We start from the raw sequence: 18,345 nt of genomic DNA on the forward strand, positions 1-18,345 counted from the left end.
CTGCCGACCGGCCCGCCCGGGCCGGCGCGCAGGAAGTGACCGGTAACGATCAGATCCGTGCGGCGGCCCTGGCAGGCGCGGTCTGGCTACTTTGATCGTTACTGGGCATGGTTCCTTCTCGGATCCGTTGGCGTTTGGACGCACCCCTGGTGCGTGCCGGGGGCGAGATGGGCGCGTCGGCCGGAGGTGTCAAGCCGGGGGCCACCGCAACCGTCCCGGGATGCGACGAAGCGGGTGGGGGCGGGGAGTCCGGGCGCGGCGCGGCGCGTGCCAAACCCCCTTCGTCATTCCCGCGCAGGCGGGAATCCATTCTCCCTGCCGTCTCCGCTCGAGCCTCAGCACCTGCGCCAATGGATCCCCGCCTCCGCGGGGATGACGATCGGGGTGGGGATAGGGCTTCCGACACTTCGGACCGCGTCTCTTCTGACGACGCCGCCTCGATAGGCGCTAGCTGCTCCACCGACGTCGCCACCGCCCCCCAGAGCGGCACGCCATGCGCGTCGACCTCGATCACGTCGACCCCGTCCGCGAAGAACGCATCGCGTTCCTGCGCCGCCGCGACCCGCCGGGCCTCGCGCGCCGCGCGCAGCGGGGCCTCCAGCACCTCCAGCTCCTCGGGCGACAATTCGCGCGCATAGTCCGGCTCGCCATATTCCCCGAACTCCTCGCCGTAGAAATCGTCGGGCGGCGGGAAGCTGGTGCGCCATTCGCCGACGTCGCTGTCGCACCACACCGGATCCCCGTTCGGGTTGTCGCGCCTGCCAAGTTGCCAAAGTTCACGCCCCTGCGCGTTTTCCTTCGGCGGCGGCGCGAGGACGAGCAGCCCGGCCGCCTCGGCGCGCGCCCATTGCTCGGCGCTCCAGCCCGCCCGCTGCGCCGGATCGAGATCGCCCACCGCCACCCCTTCGCATGCATCGGCGCCGGTGCGCAGCCAGGCATCGGCGCGGGCCAGCGCGCGCACCGCCGCCAGCTCGTCCGCCGCTTCCGTGCCCATGCCGCCCGCGCCGCCCGCCCGCCGCGCGAGGAACAGCCCGGCGCGCGCCGCCCCGCCATCGCCCGCGACCAGCGCCAGGAACTGCTCGAACTCGCCCGCGACGAGCCGCGCGGCGGCATGGTCGGCGGGGCCGCAGCCTTCCTCCGCCAGCCGGTCGAGCCGGCTGAGCATGTGCATCGCCAGCCTATTGTCGTGGCGCTGGCGGGTGACGGTGGTGCCGTCGGGCCGGGTGATCGTGTCGACCGAGCCGTGCATCGCGCGTTCGAGCAGCCGGTCCGCCAGATGCTCGCGCGCGAGCAGCAGCGCCGCCTGCCAGCCGAGCGCGAACGCGGCCCCCGCCGCCGAGCGGCGCAGCGCATAGGCCGAACTGGTCGACATGCCGAGCGCGGCGCAGCTGTTGGTGATGGTGTGCCCTTCCGCCAGCATCTGGAGGAACTGGCGCTGCTTGGCCGGCGTCCAGCCGTCATGCCGCTCGCGCCGGGCAGGCAGGCCGCCGCCGAAATCGGTGCGCGGCGCGATCATCGTGTCGAGGCAGAACAGGTCGTCGCCGTCGGGATGGACGGAAAGTTCGTCGGGATGCGGGATCATCGGACGTCTCCTGGTTGCAGGCGACTCTCCAGATATGCCGGATCGGGTGCTGTAGGAAAGCGTTTTGTTGCCGGTTTGTTCTGTGGGGCAGTGGGCTCCAATCCTCCCCCGCCAGGGGGAGGTGGCGCCGAAGGCGACGGAGGGGGAGGATTCCAGACCCTCTCGGACCGTCGTGTGTCCTCCCCCTCCGTCAGGCCTGCGGCCTGCCACCTCCCCCTGGCGGGGGAGGATCGGTGAAGGCGTCACCGCGGCCGGTGGGTGGTGCCGAGGCCGGGGGTGAGGAAGATCGCGGTGCAGGTTGCGCCCGGCGCGACATCGGCGGTGTGCCAGGTGCCCCCACCCCGCAAATTGCTACGTTGCGGGGACCCCGGAAGACGCGTTGATGACGTAATCGCCCGGGGCGAGCGTCACGGTCTCGGTACTGCCGTCGGCATGTTCCTGGTGGAGCGTGCAGGCGCCCTGGGTGCAGATCACGAGTTCCGCGCCGTGCGGGTGCATCTCCCACGAGTCCCAGCTTTCCGAAAAGGCGAACTGCGAGACCAGCCGGCCGTCCTGCCCGTCCGCTTCATGGCGGGCGGCATAGGCCTCGAACCAGTCAGGGCCGGTGAAGTCGGGCTCGACGCTGGCGCTGGCGGCGCGGCCGAGATGGGCGGGGTTGGTGGGGAGGTGGGGCATGGGGACGTCAGTCCTGCGGCTTTTCGCGCTGGTCGAGGATCGCCTGCACCCGCGCCATGACGACCTCGTGCGGGATGCTGGGCCGGGGGTCGGCGAGCGCCTTCTCGATCTTGGCGCGGAACCATGCGTCATAGGCTTCCGGCGAAGGGATCGGCCCCGGCGGTGCGTAGTCGGAATCCGGGAAGTCGGAGTCGTCCTCGGGCATGGCGGGAGGATATCGCGAACGGGGAGAAGGAAGAATGGTTTTGCGCGCAGAGGCGCGGAGGCGCGAAGAAGGGGAGGCGCGAAGAAGCGTCGGCTTTGATCGCCTTACACCGTGCTCCTGCGAAAGCAGGAGCCCAGGGTTGCGTAGGACAGCCCTTGTGACTCTGGGCTCCTGCTTTCGCAGGAGCACGGGGGGGGGCTCGATGAAGGGATCAGTGTACGTCGATCACCCGCTCGCCTTCGTCGAGGCGCGTGCCACTTGCCGCCATCCCGACGAAAGTCGGGATCCATTGGGGGCTCCGTCGCGGCTCCTGCTACACCCGAGAGGCGACTGGATCCCGGCTTTCGCCGGGATGACGGTAGTTGGGAGGTGAAGCTCTTCGCCACAGCAGCCGCATCAAGCGGCGCGCACCACCGTGTGATCAACGGCACGCGCGGCATAGGCGAGGCAGGCATGGACGTCTTCGCGGACGAGGTAGGGAAAGTCCGCGAGCAGTTCCTCGACGCTGACGCCCTCGGCCAGCGCATCCAGCACGTCACTGACGCGCATCCGGGTACCGGCAACGATCGGCCGGCCGCCGCAGACGTGTGGGTCGATGGTGATGCGCGGGGTCACTTGATGTGAATGCGGTGTCTTACCCCTAACGTCAAGGGCAGCGGCAAGGCCATCAATCTGGTTCTCATCTCGCTCCTGCCGTCTACAAAGTTTCTGGAGCAATCTAAAACTATGCTGCAGCCTTTAGGTAATCTACATCGGCCTGATCGCTCTGTATGACGCGGCCAGCTTGGCTCAGCATAATAAGTTTTCTGCCCATTGAGGCCTTATCTTTTACTACAGAAATAAGCTTAGGGGCGTGAGGAAGCGCGGCAAGATCGTGGAATGCTGTACTTGTACGATAAACAGAATTTGCATGATCGCTAACAGCCTGAAAAACTACTTCATGGCCGTCTATCTGAATAATTGCGGATACATCCCAAGGATTAGTCGAGGACCCAGATATGGTTTGGCGATCTTCGAGGTTCGAGGCGCCAAAAATGGACACAAGACGGCCGCGCAGGTATTCTTCGATGTCACGCTCTTCTTGATCAGCGATGCGCTTGAAAACGCGGTCTGCAACGTTCCAAGATGCCAGCGCAACGTCACTTATCGCCCGAGACAGCTGCTCCGCGTCAGCGTAGGTGAAGAGGCAGCGACGATCACGGTCAAGTGACTCGCTCTGACGAGCTTTATCGGCCGCGCTAGCGAATGACCTCTCGAAGCCAACGCTCTCAAGTTCACGATATGCAAAGCCTCCATCATCGATCCGGAACCCCCCTTCAGCCGGACTGACCCTCACCGTAACGGGTGATCCGCTAGGGTAAAAAATCGGCGTCGACACGAAGGTTTGCGTACCCCAATGCTGCACGCGCAGCATCTCCCCTACGGCTCGTTCAACCGCATCATTAAGGTGAGGATAGGCGGGCGCGATCATGGCCATATCAGAGCAATGTATACTCCCAGTCAGGTTGTTCAACAATATCTATGTTGCTGATTCTAAACAGATTCCCTGCAAACGTTCTAAGGGCTTCGAAAGATTGAACTTCCGGTGGCATGGGCTCTGCCTGCGATAAATCCGTCCGCATTCTATCTTCAGCTTCAACCCAATTTATTTCAAATCCGTGCACGTGGCTGTCGCCTACGCGCTTTCCGGCCCAAGGCACGTTCGGCCCGCGCTTATTGGAGTGCCCACCTGTAAGCGACCGCCAATCTATTCGAGCTATTGGCACCTTCCGCTTTATGCCGGGTTTGCCGATGCGGAGTTCAAATGTGACGTGCCTGTCTGGATGATATTTGTATGCTCCTCCATGAAGCATGAAATCAGCTTCGATGACGCCATTTATTTCAAGTGGGCATGCGAACCGAGAGTAACCCGTTTCGCCCTCTGCCGCGGACCAGCCTGGGAATAGTGCAATCCGCTTGGACGACTTGTAGAGCTCGATCAACGGCATGTAGTCAGGATAGCAGGAAGATTCGGAAATCCTAGCTACATGCATCGTTGTCGCCAGTACTTGGCGCCCTCCTACTCCGCCGCCACCGTCCCCGTCTTCGCCTTCCGCGGCTTGAGCAACGGCGCCAGATACCGCCCGGTGTAACTCCCCGCCACCTTCGCCACCTGCTCCGGCGTGCCTTCGGCGACGATCTCGCCGCCCTTCACGCCGCAGGTGCGCTTACCACTTCCCCCCGGCGGTCTCGATCGCCTTCAGCAAGGCGCACTTGGCGTCGGTGCGGTTCGCGCCGGCGTTGCGCGGCATTTCCGGCAGGTGCAGCGCGGCGCGCCGCGCGGCGAGGCGGGCGCCGAGTTCGGCCATGTCGATCACCGGCGCAGTGGGCTCATTCGCCGGAAGGGATGTCGTGGACGCCGAAGTCACCGCTGCTTTCCTCTCTGATCCGTCTCTCAAGATAGGCGAGATCGGCGTCCGGGTGAAGCTCCAGCAGGATTCTGGCCTGCTCCAGCCGGTCGGGCGCGGTGCCGGAGGCAAATTGGCCCATGCGGTCGGCGATCAGGTCCTCGACCGAAATCACCCGGAACAGCGCCGTTTCGCCGATCGGCTGGACCAGCCGGATATGCGCGGTGTCGACATTGCCGTCCAGCGGTACGTCGGCGACGATCTCGAAGCCGAGCTTCAGTTCGGGGTGTATCCAGCCTTTGAGGAAGCGGCCGGCGCCGCTGGGGCGGACGAAGCCGAGCAGCTGCATCTCCGTCTCCATCTCGGATTGGGCTGGGGTGCAGAGATCGAAATCGCCCGTGCTGACTGCGCTGGCGGACCAGAATTCCGCCGCCGCCCCGCCCACGAGCACGGGGCGGGGGAGACCGCGCTGGTGCATCGCTTCGCTGACCCGCGCGAACAGGCGGAGGGCGGCGATGAATTCCGGGCGATAGATGGGTGGTTCGTCGCTGGCCGTCATGCCCCTCTCCCCGGCCCTCTCCCCGGAGGGGAGAGGGAGATGGTCACTCCGCCGCCACCTTCGCCGCCTTGCCCCTTGGCTTGAGCAACGGCGCCAGATACTTACCCGTATAACTCCCCGCCACCTTCGCCACCTGCTCCGGCGTGCCTTCGGCGACGATCTCGCCGCCCTTCACGCCGCCTTCGGGGCCCAGGTCGAGGATCCAGTCGGCGGTCTTGATGACGTCGAGATTGTGCTCGATCACCACCACCGTGTTGCCCTGTTCCACCAGCGCGTGGAGCACTTCCAGGAGCTTGCGCACATCCTCGAAGTGCAGGCCCGTGGTGGGTTCGTCGAGGATGTACAGCGTCTGCCCGGTGGCGCGGCGCGCCAGTTCCTTGGCGAGCTTCACCCGCTGCGCCTCGCCGCCCGACAGCGTCGTCGCCTGCTGGCCGACCTTGACATAGCCGAGGCCCACTTCGGCGAGCATCGCCATGCGGTCGCGGATCGGCGGCACGGCCTTGAAGAACTCGACCGCGTCTTCCACCGTCATGTCGAGCACGTCGGCGATCGACTTGCCCTTGAACTTCACCTCCAGCGTCTCGCGATTGTAGCGTGCGCCGTGGCACACGTCGCAGGTGACATAGACGTCGGGGAGGAAGTGCATCTCGATCTTGAGCACGCCGTCGCCCTGGCACGCCTCGCACCGGCCGCCCTTGACGTTGAAGCTGAACCGGCCGGGCTTGTAGCCGCGCGCCTGCGCCTCGGGGAGGCCGGCGAACCAGTCGCGGATGTTGGTGAAGGCGCCGGTATAGGTCGCCGGGTTCGAGCGCGGGGTGCGGCCGATCGGCGACTGGTCGATGTCGATCACCTTGTCGCAATGCTCGAGCCCGGTGATCTTGTCGTGCTTGCCGGCGAGCACGCGCGCGCCGTTGAGCTGGCGCGCGGCCGAGGCATAGAGCGTGTCGAGCGTGAAGCTGGACTTGCCCGAGCCGGAGACGCCGGTGATGCAGGTGAAGGTGCCGAGCGGGATGCTCGCGGTGACGCCCTTGAGGTTGTTCGCCGTGGCGTTGTGCACCGTGATCTTCTTGGCCGACCCCTTGCGGCGCTTGGCCGGCACGGCGACCTCGCGGGTGCCGTTGAGATAGTCGGCGGTGACGCTGCCCTTGGTGGCCAGCACTTCGTCGAGCGTGCCCTGGGCGACGACCTCGCCGCCATGGACGCCGGCGCCCGGGCCCATGTCGATCACATAGTCGGCGGTGCGGATCGCATCCTCGTCATGCTCGACGACGAGCACGGTGTTGCCGAGGTCGCGCAGGCGCTTGAGGGTGGCGAGCAGCATGTCGTTGTCGCGCTGGTGCAGGCCGATCGAGGGCTCGTCGAGCACGTAGAGCACGCCCGACAGCCCGCTGCCGATCTGGCTGGCGAGACGGATGCGCTGGCTCTCGCCGCCGGACAAGGTGCCCGAGGTGCGATCGAGGTTGAGATAGTCGAGCCCGACATTGTTGAGGAAGCCGAGCCGCTCGTCGATTTCCTTGAGGATCGCGCGGGCGATCTCGCGCTGCTGGGGCGTGAAGGTTTCGGGCAGCGTCTGGAAGAAGGCGAGCGCGTCGACCACCGAGAGGCGGGTGGCATGGGCGATGTCCTGCCCCGCGACCTTCACCGCCAGCGCCTCGGGCTTGAGGCGGGCGCCGCCGCACACCTCGCAGGGGTGGCTGGCCTGGTACTTGCCCAGCTCCTCGCGCATCCAGGCGCTTTCGGTCTGCAGCATGCGGCGGTTGAGGTTGCCGATCACGCCCTCGAACGGCTTCTTGACGTCGTAGCTCTTGCGGCCGTCGATGAAGGTGAGGGTGACCGGCTTGCCGCCGGTGCCGTGGAGGATGATCAGCTGCACCTCGCCGGGCAGGTCCTTCCACGGCGTATCGAGGCTGAAGCCGAATTCGCGGGCGAGGCTGCCCAGCACCTGCATGTAATAGGGCGAGGGCGGGTTGGACTTGGCCCAGGGCACCACCGCGCCCTTCTTGATGCTGAGATCATGGTTGGGGACGACGAGATCCGCGTCGAACTCGAGCTTCTCGCCGAGGCCGTCGCACGCCGGGCAGGCGCCCTGGGGGGCGTTGAACGAGAACAGCCGCGGTTCGATCTCGGGGATGGTGAAGCCCGAGACCGGGCAGGCGAACTTCTCGGAGAAGACGATGCGGTTGTCGGGGATGCCGGTGTTCTTCATCCCCTTCTTGGCCCTCTCCCCGCCGGGGAGAGGGTCGGGAGAGGGGGACTCGGGCGTGAACTGCTGCGGGGCTTCGTGGACACTGCCCCTCTCCCCGCCCCTCTCCCCTGGAGGGGAGAGGGCGCTTACCGTGGTATCCACCAGGTCCACGTACGCCAGCCCCTCGGCCAGCTTGAGCGCGGTCTCGAAGCTCTCGGCCAGGCGCGTGCCGATATCGTCGCGCACCACCAGGCGATCGACCACCACTTCGATGTCGTGCTTGAACTTCTTGTCGAGCGCCGGCGCGTCCTCGATCAGATACATCTCGCCGTCGATGCGGACGCGGCTGAAGCCGGCCTTCTGCCACTCGGCGAGTTCCTTGCGATACTCGCCCTTGCGGCCGCGCACCACGGGGGCGAGCAGCAGCAGGCGGGTGCCCTCGGGCAGCGCCAGCACGCGATCGACCATCTGGCTCACCGTCTGCGCGCTGATCGGCAGGCCGGTGGCGGGGGAGTAGGGCACGCCCACCCGCGCCCAGAGCAGGCGCATGTAATCATAGATCTCGGTGACCGTCGCCACCGTCGAGCGCGGGTTGCGGCTGGTGGTCTTCTGCTCGATCGAGATGGCGGGGGAGAGGCCCTCGATATGCTCGACATTGGGCTTCTGCATCATCTCGAGGAACTGGCGCGCATAGGCCGAGAGCGACTCGACATAGCGGCGCTGCCCCTCGGCATAGATGGTGTCGAAGGCGAGGCTCGACTTGCCCGAGCCCGACAGCCCGGTGATCACCGTCAGCGTGTCGCGGGGAATGTCGATGTCGACGCCCTTGAGGTTGTGCTCGCGCGCGCCGCGGACGGAGATCGTAGTGAGTGCCATGGGGGAGGGTTCTAGCTTTGTTCTGAAGGATTTTCCAGAGGGGGAGATAGGAAGCCCGCCCCGCATCCGCCACCTGTCCGCCGGGACTTGATGCACGGCCCCGTTCCCGGCCAAAGAGGGATGGAGAGGTTTGAATTGACGTTGATTGATGACTTGAAGTAGCACGCTGCTGCCATGCAGCTTACCCCACTTCCTATTCAGCCAATCCCCTATCAAGGCAGCAAGCGGTCGCTTGCTCCGAGGATATGCAGCCTTTTTCCTCGGGCGGTGGATACGCTTTATGAGCCCTTTGCTGGGTCTGCAGCTATCACGCTGTATGCAGCCACGCACAATTTGGCTGATCGTTTCGTTATCGGGGATATTTATGTCCCGCTGATCGATCTTTGGGATTTAATCATTAACGATCCGGGGATGCTTTCGGGCAGCTATGCTGAGGTGTGGAAAGCTCAGTTTGATATAGGCATTGAGCATTATAATATCGTTCGCGCCGAATTCAACGAAAGTAAAGACCCGGTATTGTTGCTGTACTTGGTGGCTCGCTGCGTCAAAAATGCGGTTCGATTCAATAGGGCTGGAAACTTCACGCAGTCGGTTGACAAGCGGCGCACTGGCATGAGGCCAGATCGTGTGACCCGTACTGTTCACGCCGTAAGTCGCCTATTGAAAGGGAGGGTCACGCTGTTCAGGGGCGATTTTCATGATTGCTGTGCAGATGCGAAGGCATCTGATTTGATTTATATGGACCCTCCCTATCAGGGTACAACTTATGGCCGTGATAAGCGCTATGCGTCAGGGTTGGATCGCGCGGCGCTGATTGATGGTCTCCATGATTTCGATACTCGCAATGTTCCCTATGTACTTTCTTATGATGGGCAGCATGGTGAGAAGACCTATGGTGATCCACTTCCTTCTAGTGTGATGGCGGATCATCTTTCGGTCTATGCCGGTCGATCCTCGCAGGCAACCTTGAGTGGGCGCGATGATAATACGATTGAAAGCGTGTACGTGTCGCGTTCTCTCAAGGCGGCGGACGTGAATATCTTCTATGCGAGGCCTGTCCAGGATTTATTGTTTGTCTAACTTTCTCTTGAGAAACGTTGCAAAATCTTGGCCCGCACTTTGGGCTTTTAGTCTATCAAATTGTGCGGCTTCATCGCCGCTCCATACGAGGTCGATGCGTCGAGTCTGCGTTTCTGCAATGTGCTTGTAATCTTCGGGAGATGCCCAGAAGCAGGAACTGCAGATTTGCGGTTGGTGCTTTCGTAGAAAATTTTCACAATGTTCACAGGACCAACTTTTCGCGCGGTTGGAAGAGGAATCCAGAAGCATGAAATCCTTCGTGTCCAGTGGCCCGTTGTCGTCGCCTCCAACTTCGTAAGGAATTCGGTGGTCAATCTGTAAATACCGCTCCTCAAGGTATGCGCCAGTGATAGTGTCGCGAGATCCATAGCGAGCAATCAGTGCTTGCTTGAACTGCTTCGGAAAGGCTTTGCGGCCTCCGATCCGACCACCCCTGATATTCTGAATATTGTCAAATGTATAAGCGCCCATCCGCCGACCAGTTTTTGGGCTGACCACGCTGTACGTAATTAGCGGGATGCCGTTTTCTCGTACATCGCGAATGGCGCGCGGCGGGTGGTCGTAACCGTACAGATCGCTAAGTTCTTCATTCGTGATGATCCCGTGTTCGAGGATGTGGTCGATCACGGTTCGGGCACGTTTCGCTTCGATGCTTCTGCAAAGTGTGAGCATTGCTTCGTCGAGAGAGGATGCTGGCGTGCGCTTAATATCGTTCAATTCAGCCATTGTTTTCACGTAATAATTCGTTGGGTGGGACATTTAGAGCGCGCGCGAGTGCGTCCAGTGTTGACAGGGTTATATTACGTTCGGCGCGCTCAATGGAGCCAATATACGTGCGGTGGTATCCGCATACTTCAGCGAACTCTTCCTGAGACAGGCCCAGTCTGAGCCGCCTTTCTTTCAAATTTTCCGCCACGGTTCGTTGCAGGCCAACTGCCGCAGATTTTTGGTTCCCCATGCCCTACAATGTTCTGGAATGACGACTCCGGGTCTACAGACTTTTAGTATCCAAGCGCTGCCCTTGTCGCGTTCGGCCATGTGGTTGCGTAGGTCGCTCTGACCCTCATTCTCAAGCCGAGGGAGGCAAATCGGGTTGTCGGGGCCTGCCACGGTGGCGGGAGTTTTGGTGCCGAATGACGCGTTTTTCGATGCGATGGTCGGAGAGGTAAATGGCCGAGTACTGAGGCTGCCAGCAACTTGGCAAGAGATCGCCCGGAACGTTAGGAGGACGCATGACCATCCCGCTTCCCAAGCATGACGATCTGATGCTGCCCACCTTGCAGGTGCTGGCGGCGCTGGGCGGTTCCGGCAGCAATGACGAGATTGCCGAGGCGCTGATGGCGAAGCTGGGGCTCAGCGAGGCGCAGATGGGCGTGCTCTATCCCAAGACGGGCCTGCCGATCCTGCCCGATCGCATGACCTGGGCGCGGAGCTACCTCAAATTCCCCGGCTTCGTTGAAAACCCGAAACGCGGCGTCTGGGTGCTCACGGAAGAAGGGCGCGTCGCGGCAGCGTGGGACGACGCGGCCGTGCGCAAGGCGGTCGCCAAGGCCTATGCCGAGCGTCACGCGCGCAAGAAAGCCGTGGAGGCCGAGGCGCCCGAGGCGGAGGACGCCGAAGCCGCCGAAGCCGAATGGACCGACCAGATGCTCGCCGTGCTGCGGGCGATGGATCCGATCGCGTTCGAGCGGCTGTGCCAGCGGCTGTTGCGCGAAAGCGGGTTCGTGAAAGTGGAAGTGACCGGGCGTTCCGGCGATGGCGGGATCGACGGCACCGGCGTGCTGCGCATGAACCTGATCAGCTTTCAGGTGCTGTTCCAGTGCAAGCGCTATGCGGGTTCGGTCTCCTCCCCCACGGTGCGCGATTTTCGCGGGGCGATGCAGGGGCGGGCGGACAAGGGGCTGATCCTGACCACCGGCAGCTTCACCCTCGACGCCGAACGCGAGGCACGGCGCGACGGCGCGCCCGCGATCGACCTGATCGACGGGCGCACCTTGTGCCAGCTGCTGAAGGACGCCCGGCTGGGCGTGAAGGTGGAAATGGTGGAGCAGGTGACCGTGCTGCCGGACTTCTTCGCGGAGATTTGAGCGGGGGGGCTGGGGCTGCTGCCGGTGCCGTTCCTTTCCGCAGCGGGGCTGTCGCCGTTGCATCGCACTCCCCCTCACCCTTCCGCCGCTTCGCGGCTCCCTCCCTCTCCCACAAGGGGAGAGGGGTGGGGGCTGCCGTCGCTGCGTTCAGCCCGCCATCGCCGCGAGCGCCTTCACCGTGGCGTGGGCGCCGGGGCTTGCGGCGGACGCGCCGGCTTCGTGGAAGCTGCTCGCCTGGCGGGCGAGGCGATCGACTTCGCGCGCCAGATTCTGCGCGGCGGCGGTGGTCTCTTCCACCATCGCGGCGTTCTGCTGGGTGGCGCGGTCCATCTCGCCGATCGTCGCCGAGACTTCGGTGATCGCGCTCGCCTGGGCCTGGTTGTCGCTGGCCATCTGGGTGAGGAGATCGTTCACCGTCGCGACGTCGCCCGAGATGTTCGACAGCGCACCGTCGACCTTCTCGACCATGCCGACCGCGGTGACGATGTCCGCCTGGGTGGCGGTGAGCTGATCGCGGGCGCGGCCAGCTTCCTCCTCCGCGCGCATGGCGAGGGCGGAGACGAGATCGGCGACGACGGCGAAACCGCGGCCCGCCTCGCCGGCGCGGCCCGCCTCCACCGCGGCGTTCATCGCGAGGACGCGGGTCTGAAAGGCGATCTTGTCGAGGCCTTCGATGACATTGTCGATGCCCTTGGCGCTTTCGGCGACGCGCTCCATCGCGGTCACCGCCTGTTCGGTGATGGTGCGGCCGGTATCGACGGTGGCCTTGGCGCCGTCTGCCCGCTCGACGGTGCGGCGGGCGCTCTGGGCGGTGGCCTTGAGGCGCTGGTCCATCTCCTGCACCGAGGCGGCGGTCTCGGCGAGGCTGGCGGCATTGCTTTCGGTGCGGCGGGCAAGATCGGTGGAGGCCTGGGCGATTTCCTGCGAGCCGGTGCGGATCGCATCCACCGTTTCGTTGATCGCGCCGAGCAGGCTGGCGAGCGACTTTTCGCGTTCCTGGAGCGCGGCCATCGCCTCGGCGCGGCTGGCCTGTTCCTGCTCGAAATAGATCGAGACCGACATCTCCAGATCGATCAGCGCGGCGGTGACGATCGCGCGGAGCTGATCGAAGCGGGGATCGGGCTTGGCGGGGAAGAAGGGCAGGCGCGGGCCGGCGGGCGCGGCGCCGATGCTTTCGATGAGCGAATCGAGGATGATCGCATAGGAGCCGATATACCATTGCGGGGTCAGCCCGATCTTGGCGTGGCGCGCGCCGATCCGCTTGACGCGGGCGACATAGTCGCCGTCGAACGCGGCACCGGCGAGATGGCCCCAATGTTCGGACTGGAGCTGCTTGGCCTTCTCGATATGGCTGGCGCCGGAGAACATGTTGGCGGTTTCGGGATAGGCGGCGATCTGGCGATAGAGCCGATCGAGCGCCGGGCGCATCGCCTGGAGGATCGTGTCGCGGGCATCGGCGAGCAGGTGGCGCTTCTCTGCCGTGTAGCCGACGAAATCCAGGCGGGTGGCGAGTTCCGGGTGCAAGGGTAGGCTCCTTCCGTTCAGGGGGACGCGAGTGCCGAATATTTCGTTGCGTTATAGAAAGGGGGGCACCCGCCCGGCGGCCCGGCTTGTAACAAAGCGTTGCGACACCCCCTGTCTTTTGGGACATTCAGGGCGGCCCCGGAGCGCGCGAACCTTTCCCTGTTGGGCGCGTTCGGGAGCGTCTCTTCTTGGCGGTGGCGCGGAGAAAACCGGGATTGAACGGCCGGGGTCTTCGCGTGAAAGACAGGGTACTTGGAACCTGTTGTCCAGGATTCTTTAAGCCCGTTGGCGTAGGTGCGGATCATGGAAGCGATCGACGCGAACTTCGATCTTGCGACGATGTTCGTCGTGAATGTGCTCGCCAGTACGCTCTCGCTCCTGTGCTTCGCGGCGATGGCGTGTCAGCAGCAACCGGGCGCGGCGCGGACCAGCCTGCAGATCGGGGCCGTGGCCAATGCGGTGCAGATGCTGGGGTTCGGCGTGCTGCTGATCCCGGCCTGGGACGTCGGCTTCCCGCATCTGATCTCGCTGGCCAATCTGCCGATCGATGCCGGGCCGGCGCTGGGGCTGGTGGCGGTGAACGTGTTTCTCGGCCGGCCGGCGCGCGCCAACTGGCCGGTGGCGATCCCGATCGCACTGGGCCTTGTCCAGATCGGCTATGTGGTGTGGGGCTCGGACGTCTATGACTGGGTGCTGATGCTGCTCGGCTGCATCTCGCGGATGTCGGTGCTGCTGCCGGCTGCCTGGGCGCTGTGGCGCTATGCCACGCCGTCGCAGCGCGGCCCGGCGCGGCTGGCGGCGTGCTTTCATTTGCTGTGGGCGGGGCTGCTCGCCTTGCGGATCGGCTTGCTGCTGGATGGCGACACCAGCCAGACCGATCTGGCGGGAAGCTCGATCCTGGGGCTGGCCGGCCGCTTCATGCTCACCTGGATGATCGCGGTGTGCCTGTTGTGGATGATCGCCCGCCAGCTGGACGAGCAGCTGATCCAGCACGCCACGCGCGATCCGCTGACCGGGCTGCTCAACCGGCGGATGATCTGGGAAGCAGGGCGCGCGCGCGGCAGCCGCGCGATGGCGCTGATCCTGCTCGACATCGATCATTTCAAGGACGTCAACGACCATTGGGGCCACGGCGTCGGCGATCAGGTGCTGGCGATGGTGGCGGGCGTGATCGCCGATGCGGTGCGCGACGAGGATCTGGTCGGCCGGGTCGGCGGCGAGGAATTCATGGTGCTGCCGGCGGCGACCGGCACCGCGCAGGTGGCGGCGCTCGCCGAGCGGATCCGCACCGCCATCGCCGGCACCGTGCTGGTGCTGGACGATGGGCAGGAACTGCGCTGCACCGTCAGCATCGGCCATGCCGGCGCGCATGGCGGCGAGGGGCGCTGGGAGCGGCTGGTCGCGGAGGCGGATGCGGCGCTCTATGCCGCCAAGCATGGCGGGCGGGATCGCGTGGTCGCCTATGCCGCGCCGGTGGCGGCGGACCGGGCTCAGAACGCGCGGGTGATGCCGATGGTCGCCGCCGTCCGGGCATAGTCGTAGATCCCGACCGACGATCGGTTGCGTTCCCATTCCAGCCGGACGATCGGCGCGAAGCCGCGTACCTGCAGCCGGCGGAAGGTGCCGCCGATGCCGAGGCTGACGTTCCAGTCCCGGCGGCGTTCGGGAAACAGGAACAGCCGGGCATCGCCTTCCAGCCGGCGGAGCCCGGCGCTGGCATAGAGGGTGGTGCGGCCGACATCGCGCCAGCCGAGCAGGTTCACGGCGCCGGACGCGGTGGCGAAGCCGGGATCGTTCGCGGTCTGGCGGGTGGCCGACAGCGCGATGCTGCCGCCGGCGCGGGGGGAGAAGGCGCGCTCATAGCTGACCGCGCCGTTCAGCAGCAGCCCGTTCTGGAGCGGATTGCCGCGATAGCGCGTGTCGGCGATCGTCGCGCTGGTGGTAAGCTGTGCCCGGCTGCCGAGCGGGTGCAGCCAATCGATCGCGGCGGTGGCGGTGCGGGCATAGGCGCTGCCGCCATACCAGCGCTGGGTGCCGCCGACCGAGGGGCGCAGGCGATCGCGGCCGAGGCTCCATTCCAGGCCGAGCAGCGCCGAGGCCGAGAGATCGTCGAAGCGGTGCTGGCGGTAGAAATCGCCCTGGCCGGAGAGCCGCGGGACGAGCGCGAGGTTCGCGGCGATCGGCACGCGCGCATAGAGCTGGCCGGCGGCACGCGCGCCGAGGCCCGATTGTTCGCGGGCGTCGCGCGAAAGCTGCAGCGGCGCGAGCACGGTATCGAGCGTGGCGGCATCGGTGGCGCGGTTGATGTTGCTGTCCGGCACCAGCGCGACTTCGAGGCTGGCACCCCAGGGCTTGCGCGAGCGCAGCGCGGCGGCGAACTGATCGACGAGCTGCACCACCTGCGGCGGCAGGGTGCCGGCCTGGGCCTGGCGCAGCGCGCGGCGGGCGGCACCCTCGTCGCCCAGCTGGGCGAGCAGGCGGGCGAGTTCGAGCCGGACGCGCGCGGCATCGGGCTTTTCATCGAGCAGTGCGCGATAGGTGGCCGCCGCTTCGCGCGGGCGGCCGGTGCGTTCGAGCAACTGGCCGAGCCGGAAGCGGGCTTCGGCGCGGACCTCCGCATCGGGATCGCGGGCGAGGGCGCGGTACAGGGTCTCGGCTTCGTCCGGCGTGGCGCGGGCGGCGAGCGCGAACAGCTCGACCGCCGAGAGCCGCTGCCGCACGGCGGCCTGGGCGAACGCCGGGGCCGGCGCCAGCATCGCCAGCACGGCCAGCGCGAGCGCGGTGCGGCTCACCGGTTCTGCTTGGCGAGGGTGGCGCCGGAAAGCACGGCCTGTCCGCCGCCGGCCAGCGTGCGGACGGCATCGAATTTCGCGCCGATCTCCTGCGCCTGCGGGCCGAAGAACCAGCCGGTGAGGCTGCCCGTACCGCCGTTCGCCGAAAGCGCGCCGGTGAAGCCGCCGCTCGACAGGCCCGCGGACTGGAAGCCGAAGCTGCCGAAATCGCGGGTGCCGCCCGCGCCGCTGCCGGTGATGGCGAGCGTGCCGGTGGCGTTCGAGCGGGCGAAGTCGACGGTGAAGCTGCTGGTGCCGCCAAGCGCATAGGCGGTGCCGGCGACGCTGCCCGATCCGAACACCAGCCCCGCATAGCCGGCGGTGCCGGTGCGCGGCAGCTGATCGGCGGTGGTGCGCTGACCGAAGGGCAGGTACCAGCGCTGCGGATCGGCGGTGCCGGCGTTGGCGGCGAGGACGCCCAACTCGGCAAAGCTGGCATAGCTGAGTGCGAGCGGACCGGCGGCGGCGTTGTAGATCCGTGCTTCCACCGTGCCGGCGGCGAGCGTGCGGCGATAGACGTCGAAGCCCGCCGCGCTGGTGATCGCCTCGCGGTCGGCGGCGGTGAGCAGCAGGCTGGCCTCGCCGAAACCGGGCAGGCCGGCAAGGCTGTAGCCGGTGCCGGCGGTGCCGACGATTTCGGGCGCGATCGCCGTGCGCAGGGCGCTGCTGGCGCTGGCGCCACTGCCGCTGGCGCCGACGAGCGTGACGGCCGCACCTTCGCCGGCGGCATCGCGCAGTGCGGCACTTGCCCCCACTTCTTCCGCGGCGGGGCCATAGAAATGGCCGGTGAGCGCCCCGCCATAGCTGCCCAGCACATCGACCGTCAGGCTGCCCGAAAAGGCGTTGGCGGCGCTGGCCAGGGTGGCGCTGCCGGTGAAGCTGCCATTGGTGCTGGTGGTGGCGTTGGCGGAATCGGTGAAGCTGGCCGTGGCGGTGCCGCTGGTGGCAATCGCCCCGGTGGCGAAATTGGCGCTGAGCGTACCGCTGCCGGACAGCGCCAGCGGCCCCGGCTGGCTGGCATCGACCAGCGCGCCTGCCAAGGTGACGGCATAGCTGGCCGATCCGGTGCGGGGGAGGGCGCTGTCCGCCGTTTTCAGCCCGAAAGCGAAGGCGTCGATCGTCTTGCTGGTGATGCCGCCCGTGCTGGTGGTGGTGACCCAGCGCGCGGCGCGGACATAGCGCATCGCACCGAGCGCATCGAGGGTGAGCTGGTCTGCCCCGCCGCCGGTGCCGCCGGTGGTGAACAGCGTGCTGCGCGGGCCGGCGATCACCGTGTAGCTGCCGGCCGCCGCATTATAGCTGACGACAAGCGCCTGGGCGGTGCTGGCGAGCATCGCGGCGGCGCCGGTGGCTTCGGTATAGTTCGCCTTGATCGTCGCGGTTTCGCTGCCGAAGACCTGGCTTGCAGTGAGATTGGCGAGCGTGGCGTTGCCGAGCTGGCTGCCCGACTGGCGGCCGATCAGCACCCCCGATGCGGCCCGGCCATCGGCGTTGGACGCGGTGAAGGCGGCCCCCACCTCTTCGGCGGCAGGGCCGTAGAACCGGCCCTGGAGTGCGCCGGCAAGATCGCCGCCCGAAAAGGCGAAGCTGCCGGCAAAGGCGTTGGCGCTGCCGCTCAACTGGGCCTGGCCGGTAAAGGACGAGCTGGTGACGACCGTGCCGCTGTCGTTGGCGACCTGGCGCACGGTGCCGCTGGTGACGAGTTGGCCGGTGGCGAAATCGACCTGGAGGCTGCCGCTGCCGACCAGGCTTTCGAGCACGCCGAAGCCGAGCGCGCCGACCAGATCGATGGCATAATTGCCGTTGCCGGTGCGCGGCACCGCCGCGTCCGGCGTGCGGACGCCATAGGCGAAGGCATCGAAGCGGAAGGCGCCGCTGCCGTCGCTGGCGAAATCGACGCGCTGCCAGAAGCCGGCACCGACATATTGATAGGTGAGCGCGCCGCTGGTGCCCGGCAGCGTGAGCGACAGCGTATATTCGTGGTTCGTCGCGGTGTGGCGATAGACTCGCAGCGCCGTGCTGGACTGGCCGGAATCGATATCGCCGGGCACGAAGCGTTCGGAGTTGACGCCGTCGCTGACGGTATAGCTGCTGCTCGCCGCATCGAAGCGGATGGTGAGCCCGAGCGAGGCCGTGAGGCAGCCGCACGCGCGGGCATCGGGATGGAAGGTGCCCGCGAATCCGGTGGCATCGCTGCCGAAGCTTTCGTCCTGGGTGAGCGCCAGCAACGACGCATTGACGGGCGGCGCGGTGGGCGTCGGGCTCGGTGCCGGTGTGGGTGTCGGGCTCGGCGCGGGCGTGGGTGTCGGGGTCGGCGCGGGCGTGGGTGTCGGGGTCGGCGCGGGCGTGGGTGT

Annotated in this window: 18 protein-coding genes; 3 read left to right on the forward strand and 15 right to left on the reverse strand. The window is 66.1% G+C overall.

Annotation, left to right across the window (positions count from 1 at the left end):
• Positions 1-49: 49 nt before the first annotated feature.
• The 10 genes from DD559_RS13465 to uvrA all read right to left on the reverse strand — a co-directional run bounded on the left by DD559_RS13465 (position 50) and on the right by uvrA (position 8,469).
• A complete protein-coding gene (locus DD559_RS13465; RefSeq protein WP_116469628.1) occupies positions 50-1,582 on the reverse strand; it encodes a hypothetical protein in 1,533 nt (510 codons plus the stop codon).
• Between the two features lie 351 nt (positions 1,583-1,933).
• Entirely contained in the window at positions 1,934-2,257 is a 324-nt protein-coding gene (locus DD559_RS13470) for a cupin (protein ID WP_368389689.1), read from the reverse strand.
• 7 nt (positions 2,258-2,264) lie between these two features.
• Positions 2,265-2,462, reverse strand: a complete 198-nt coding sequence (gene relB / locus DD559_RS13475; protein ID WP_116469629.1) for a type II toxin-antitoxin system RelB family antitoxin — start codon at positions 2,460-2,462, stop codon at positions 2,265-2,267.
• Between the two features lie 396 nt (positions 2,463-2,858).
• Entirely contained in the window at positions 2,859-3,077 is a 219-nt protein-coding gene (locus tag DD559_RS13480) for a DUF433 domain-containing protein (protein WP_116469630.1), read from the reverse strand.
• 109 nt (positions 3,078-3,186) lie between these two features.
• On the reverse strand, positions 3,187-3,939 hold the full coding sequence (locus tag DD559_RS19655) for a hypothetical protein (RefSeq protein WP_133243824.1): 753 nt from the start codon (positions 3,937-3,939) through the stop codon (positions 3,187-3,189).
• Between the two features lies 1 nt (position 3,940).
• Positions 3,941-4,444, reverse strand: a complete 504-nt coding sequence (locus DD559_RS19850) for a hypothetical protein (RefSeq protein ID WP_165831093.1) — start codon at positions 4,442-4,444, stop codon at positions 3,941-3,943.
• 77 nt (positions 4,445-4,521) lie between these two features.
• Positions 4,522-4,656 carry a hypothetical protein gene (locus tag DD559_RS20300; protein ID WP_276308186.1) on the reverse strand — a complete coding sequence of 45 codons (135 nt, stop codon included), beginning with the start codon at positions 4,654-4,656 and terminating at the stop codon, positions 4,522-4,524.
• Positions 4,657-4,669: 13 nt separating this feature from the next.
• Positions 4,670-4,819, reverse strand: coding sequence for a hypothetical protein (locus DD559_RS19660; RefSeq protein ID WP_206364594.1), 150 nt, complete (start codon positions 4,817-4,819; stop codon positions 4,670-4,672).
• Positions 4,820-4,832: 13 nt separating this feature from the next.
• Positions 4,833-5,408, reverse strand: a complete 576-nt coding sequence (locus tag DD559_RS13490; protein ID WP_116469632.1) for a hypothetical protein — start codon at positions 5,406-5,408, stop codon at positions 4,833-4,835.
• 43 nt (positions 5,409-5,451) lie between these two features.
• On the reverse strand, positions 5,452-8,469 hold the full coding sequence (uvrA, locus tag DD559_RS13495) for an excinuclease ABC subunit UvrA (RefSeq protein ID WP_116469633.1): 3,018 nt from the start codon (positions 8,467-8,469) through the stop codon (positions 5,452-5,454).
• A 174-nt stretch (positions 8,470-8,643) separates the two neighbouring features.
• On the opposite strand from uvrA, the gene DD559_RS13500 reads away from it, so the two are divergent.
• Positions 8,644-9,549: a DNA adenine methylase gene (locus DD559_RS13500; RefSeq protein ID WP_116469634.1), complete on the forward strand. Its 906-nt coding sequence runs from the start codon at positions 8,644-8,646 to the stop codon at positions 9,547-9,549.
• Here DD559_RS13500 and DD559_RS13505 read toward each other — a convergent pair.
• On the reverse strand, positions 9,535-10,275 hold the full coding sequence (locus DD559_RS13505) for a hypothetical protein (protein ID WP_206364503.1): 741 nt from the start codon (positions 10,273-10,275) through the stop codon (positions 9,535-9,537). The genes DD559_RS13500 and DD559_RS13505 overlap by 15 nt on opposite strands.
• Positions 10,268-10,507: a helix-turn-helix domain-containing protein gene (locus DD559_RS13510; protein WP_116469636.1), complete on the reverse strand. Its 240-nt coding sequence runs from the start codon at positions 10,505-10,507 to the stop codon at positions 10,268-10,270. Before DD559_RS13510 ends, DD559_RS13505 begins: the two co-directional genes overlap by 8 nt.
• Positions 10,508-10,781: 274 nt before the next feature.
• Here DD559_RS13510 and DD559_RS13515 point away from each other — a divergent pair, with 274 nt between their 5' ends.
• Positions 10,782-11,636 carry a restriction endonuclease gene (locus tag DD559_RS13515; RefSeq protein ID WP_116469637.1) on the forward strand — a complete coding sequence of 285 codons (855 nt, stop codon included), beginning with the start codon at positions 10,782-10,784 and terminating at the stop codon, positions 11,634-11,636.
• A gap of 147 nt (positions 11,637-11,783) precedes the next feature.
• Here DD559_RS13515 and DD559_RS13520 read toward each other — a convergent pair whose 3' ends face one another.
• On the reverse strand, positions 11,784-13,160 hold the full coding sequence (locus DD559_RS13520; RefSeq protein ID WP_116469638.1) for a globin-coupled sensor protein: 1,377 nt from the start codon (positions 13,158-13,160) through the stop codon (positions 11,784-11,786).
• A gap of 303 nt (positions 13,161-13,463) precedes the next feature.
• Between DD559_RS13520 and DD559_RS13525 the strand changes: the two genes are divergently transcribed.
• A complete protein-coding gene (locus DD559_RS13525; protein ID WP_116469639.1) occupies positions 13,464-14,696 on the forward strand; it encodes a GGDEF domain-containing protein in 1,233 nt (410 codons plus the stop codon).
• Here the strand turns inward: DD559_RS13525 and DD559_RS13530 are convergent.
• Positions 14,651-15,952 (reverse strand): surface lipoprotein assembly modifier, encoded by a 1,302-nt coding sequence (locus tag DD559_RS13530; RefSeq protein WP_240610254.1) that lies wholly within the window; start codon positions 15,950-15,952, stop codon positions 14,651-14,653. The genes DD559_RS13525 and DD559_RS13530 overlap by 46 nt on opposite strands.
• The coding region (locus DD559_RS13535; protein WP_206364504.1) for a beta strand repeat-containing protein at positions 15,949-18,345 on the reverse strand (2,397 nt) is incomplete at its 5' end. The genes DD559_RS13535 and DD559_RS13530, both read right to left, overlap by 4 nt.

Origin of the sequence: Sphingomonas pokkalii, assembly GCF_003096275.1 — a bacterium.
In the GTDB taxonomy this organism is placed as follows: Bacteria; Pseudomonadota; Alphaproteobacteria; order Sphingomonadales; family Sphingomonadaceae; genus Sphingomonas; species Sphingomonas pokkalii.

Excerpts from the sequence above, each read along its gene's own strand:
- DD559_RS13500 (WP_116469634.1), top strand. The coding sequence starts at position 8,644 with ATGCAGCTTACCCCACTTCCTATTCAGCCAATCCCCTATCAAGGCAGC.
- DD559_RS13490 (WP_116469632.1), bottom strand. The coding sequence starts at position 5,408 with ATGACGGCCAGCGACGAACCACCCATCTATCGCCCGGAATTCATCGCC.
- DD559_RS19655 (WP_133243824.1), bottom strand. The coding sequence starts at position 3,939 with ATGGCCATGATCGCGCCCGCCTATCCTCACCTTAATGATGCGGTTGAA.
- DD559_RS13465 (WP_116469628.1), bottom strand. The coding sequence starts at position 1,582 with ATGATCCCGCATCCCGACGAACTTTCCGTCCATCCCGACGGCGACGAC.
- DD559_RS13525 (WP_116469639.1), top strand. The coding sequence starts at position 13,464 with ATGGAAGCGATCGACGCGAACTTCGATCTTGCGACGATGTTCGTCGTG.
- relB (WP_116469629.1), bottom strand. The coding sequence starts at position 2,462 with ATGCCCGAGGACGACTCCGACTTCCCGGATTCCGACTACGCACCGCCG.
- uvrA (WP_116469633.1), bottom strand. The coding sequence starts at position 8,469 with ATGGCACTCACTACGATCTCCGTCCGCGGCGCGCGCGAGCACAACCTC.
- DD559_RS13510 (WP_116469636.1), bottom strand. The coding sequence starts at position 10,507 with ATGGGGAACCAAAAATCTGCGGCAGTTGGCCTGCAACGAACCGTGGCG.
- DD559_RS13515 (WP_116469637.1), top strand. The coding sequence starts at position 10,782 with ATGACCATCCCGCTTCCCAAGCATGACGATCTGATGCTGCCCACCTTG.
- DD559_RS13470 (WP_368389689.1), bottom strand. The coding sequence starts at position 2,257 with ATGCCCCACCTCCCCACCAACCCCGCCCATCTCGGCCGCGCCGCCAGC.
- DD559_RS13505 (WP_206364503.1), bottom strand. The coding sequence starts at position 10,275 with ATGGCTGAATTGAACGATATTAAGCGCACGCCAGCATCCTCTCTCGAC.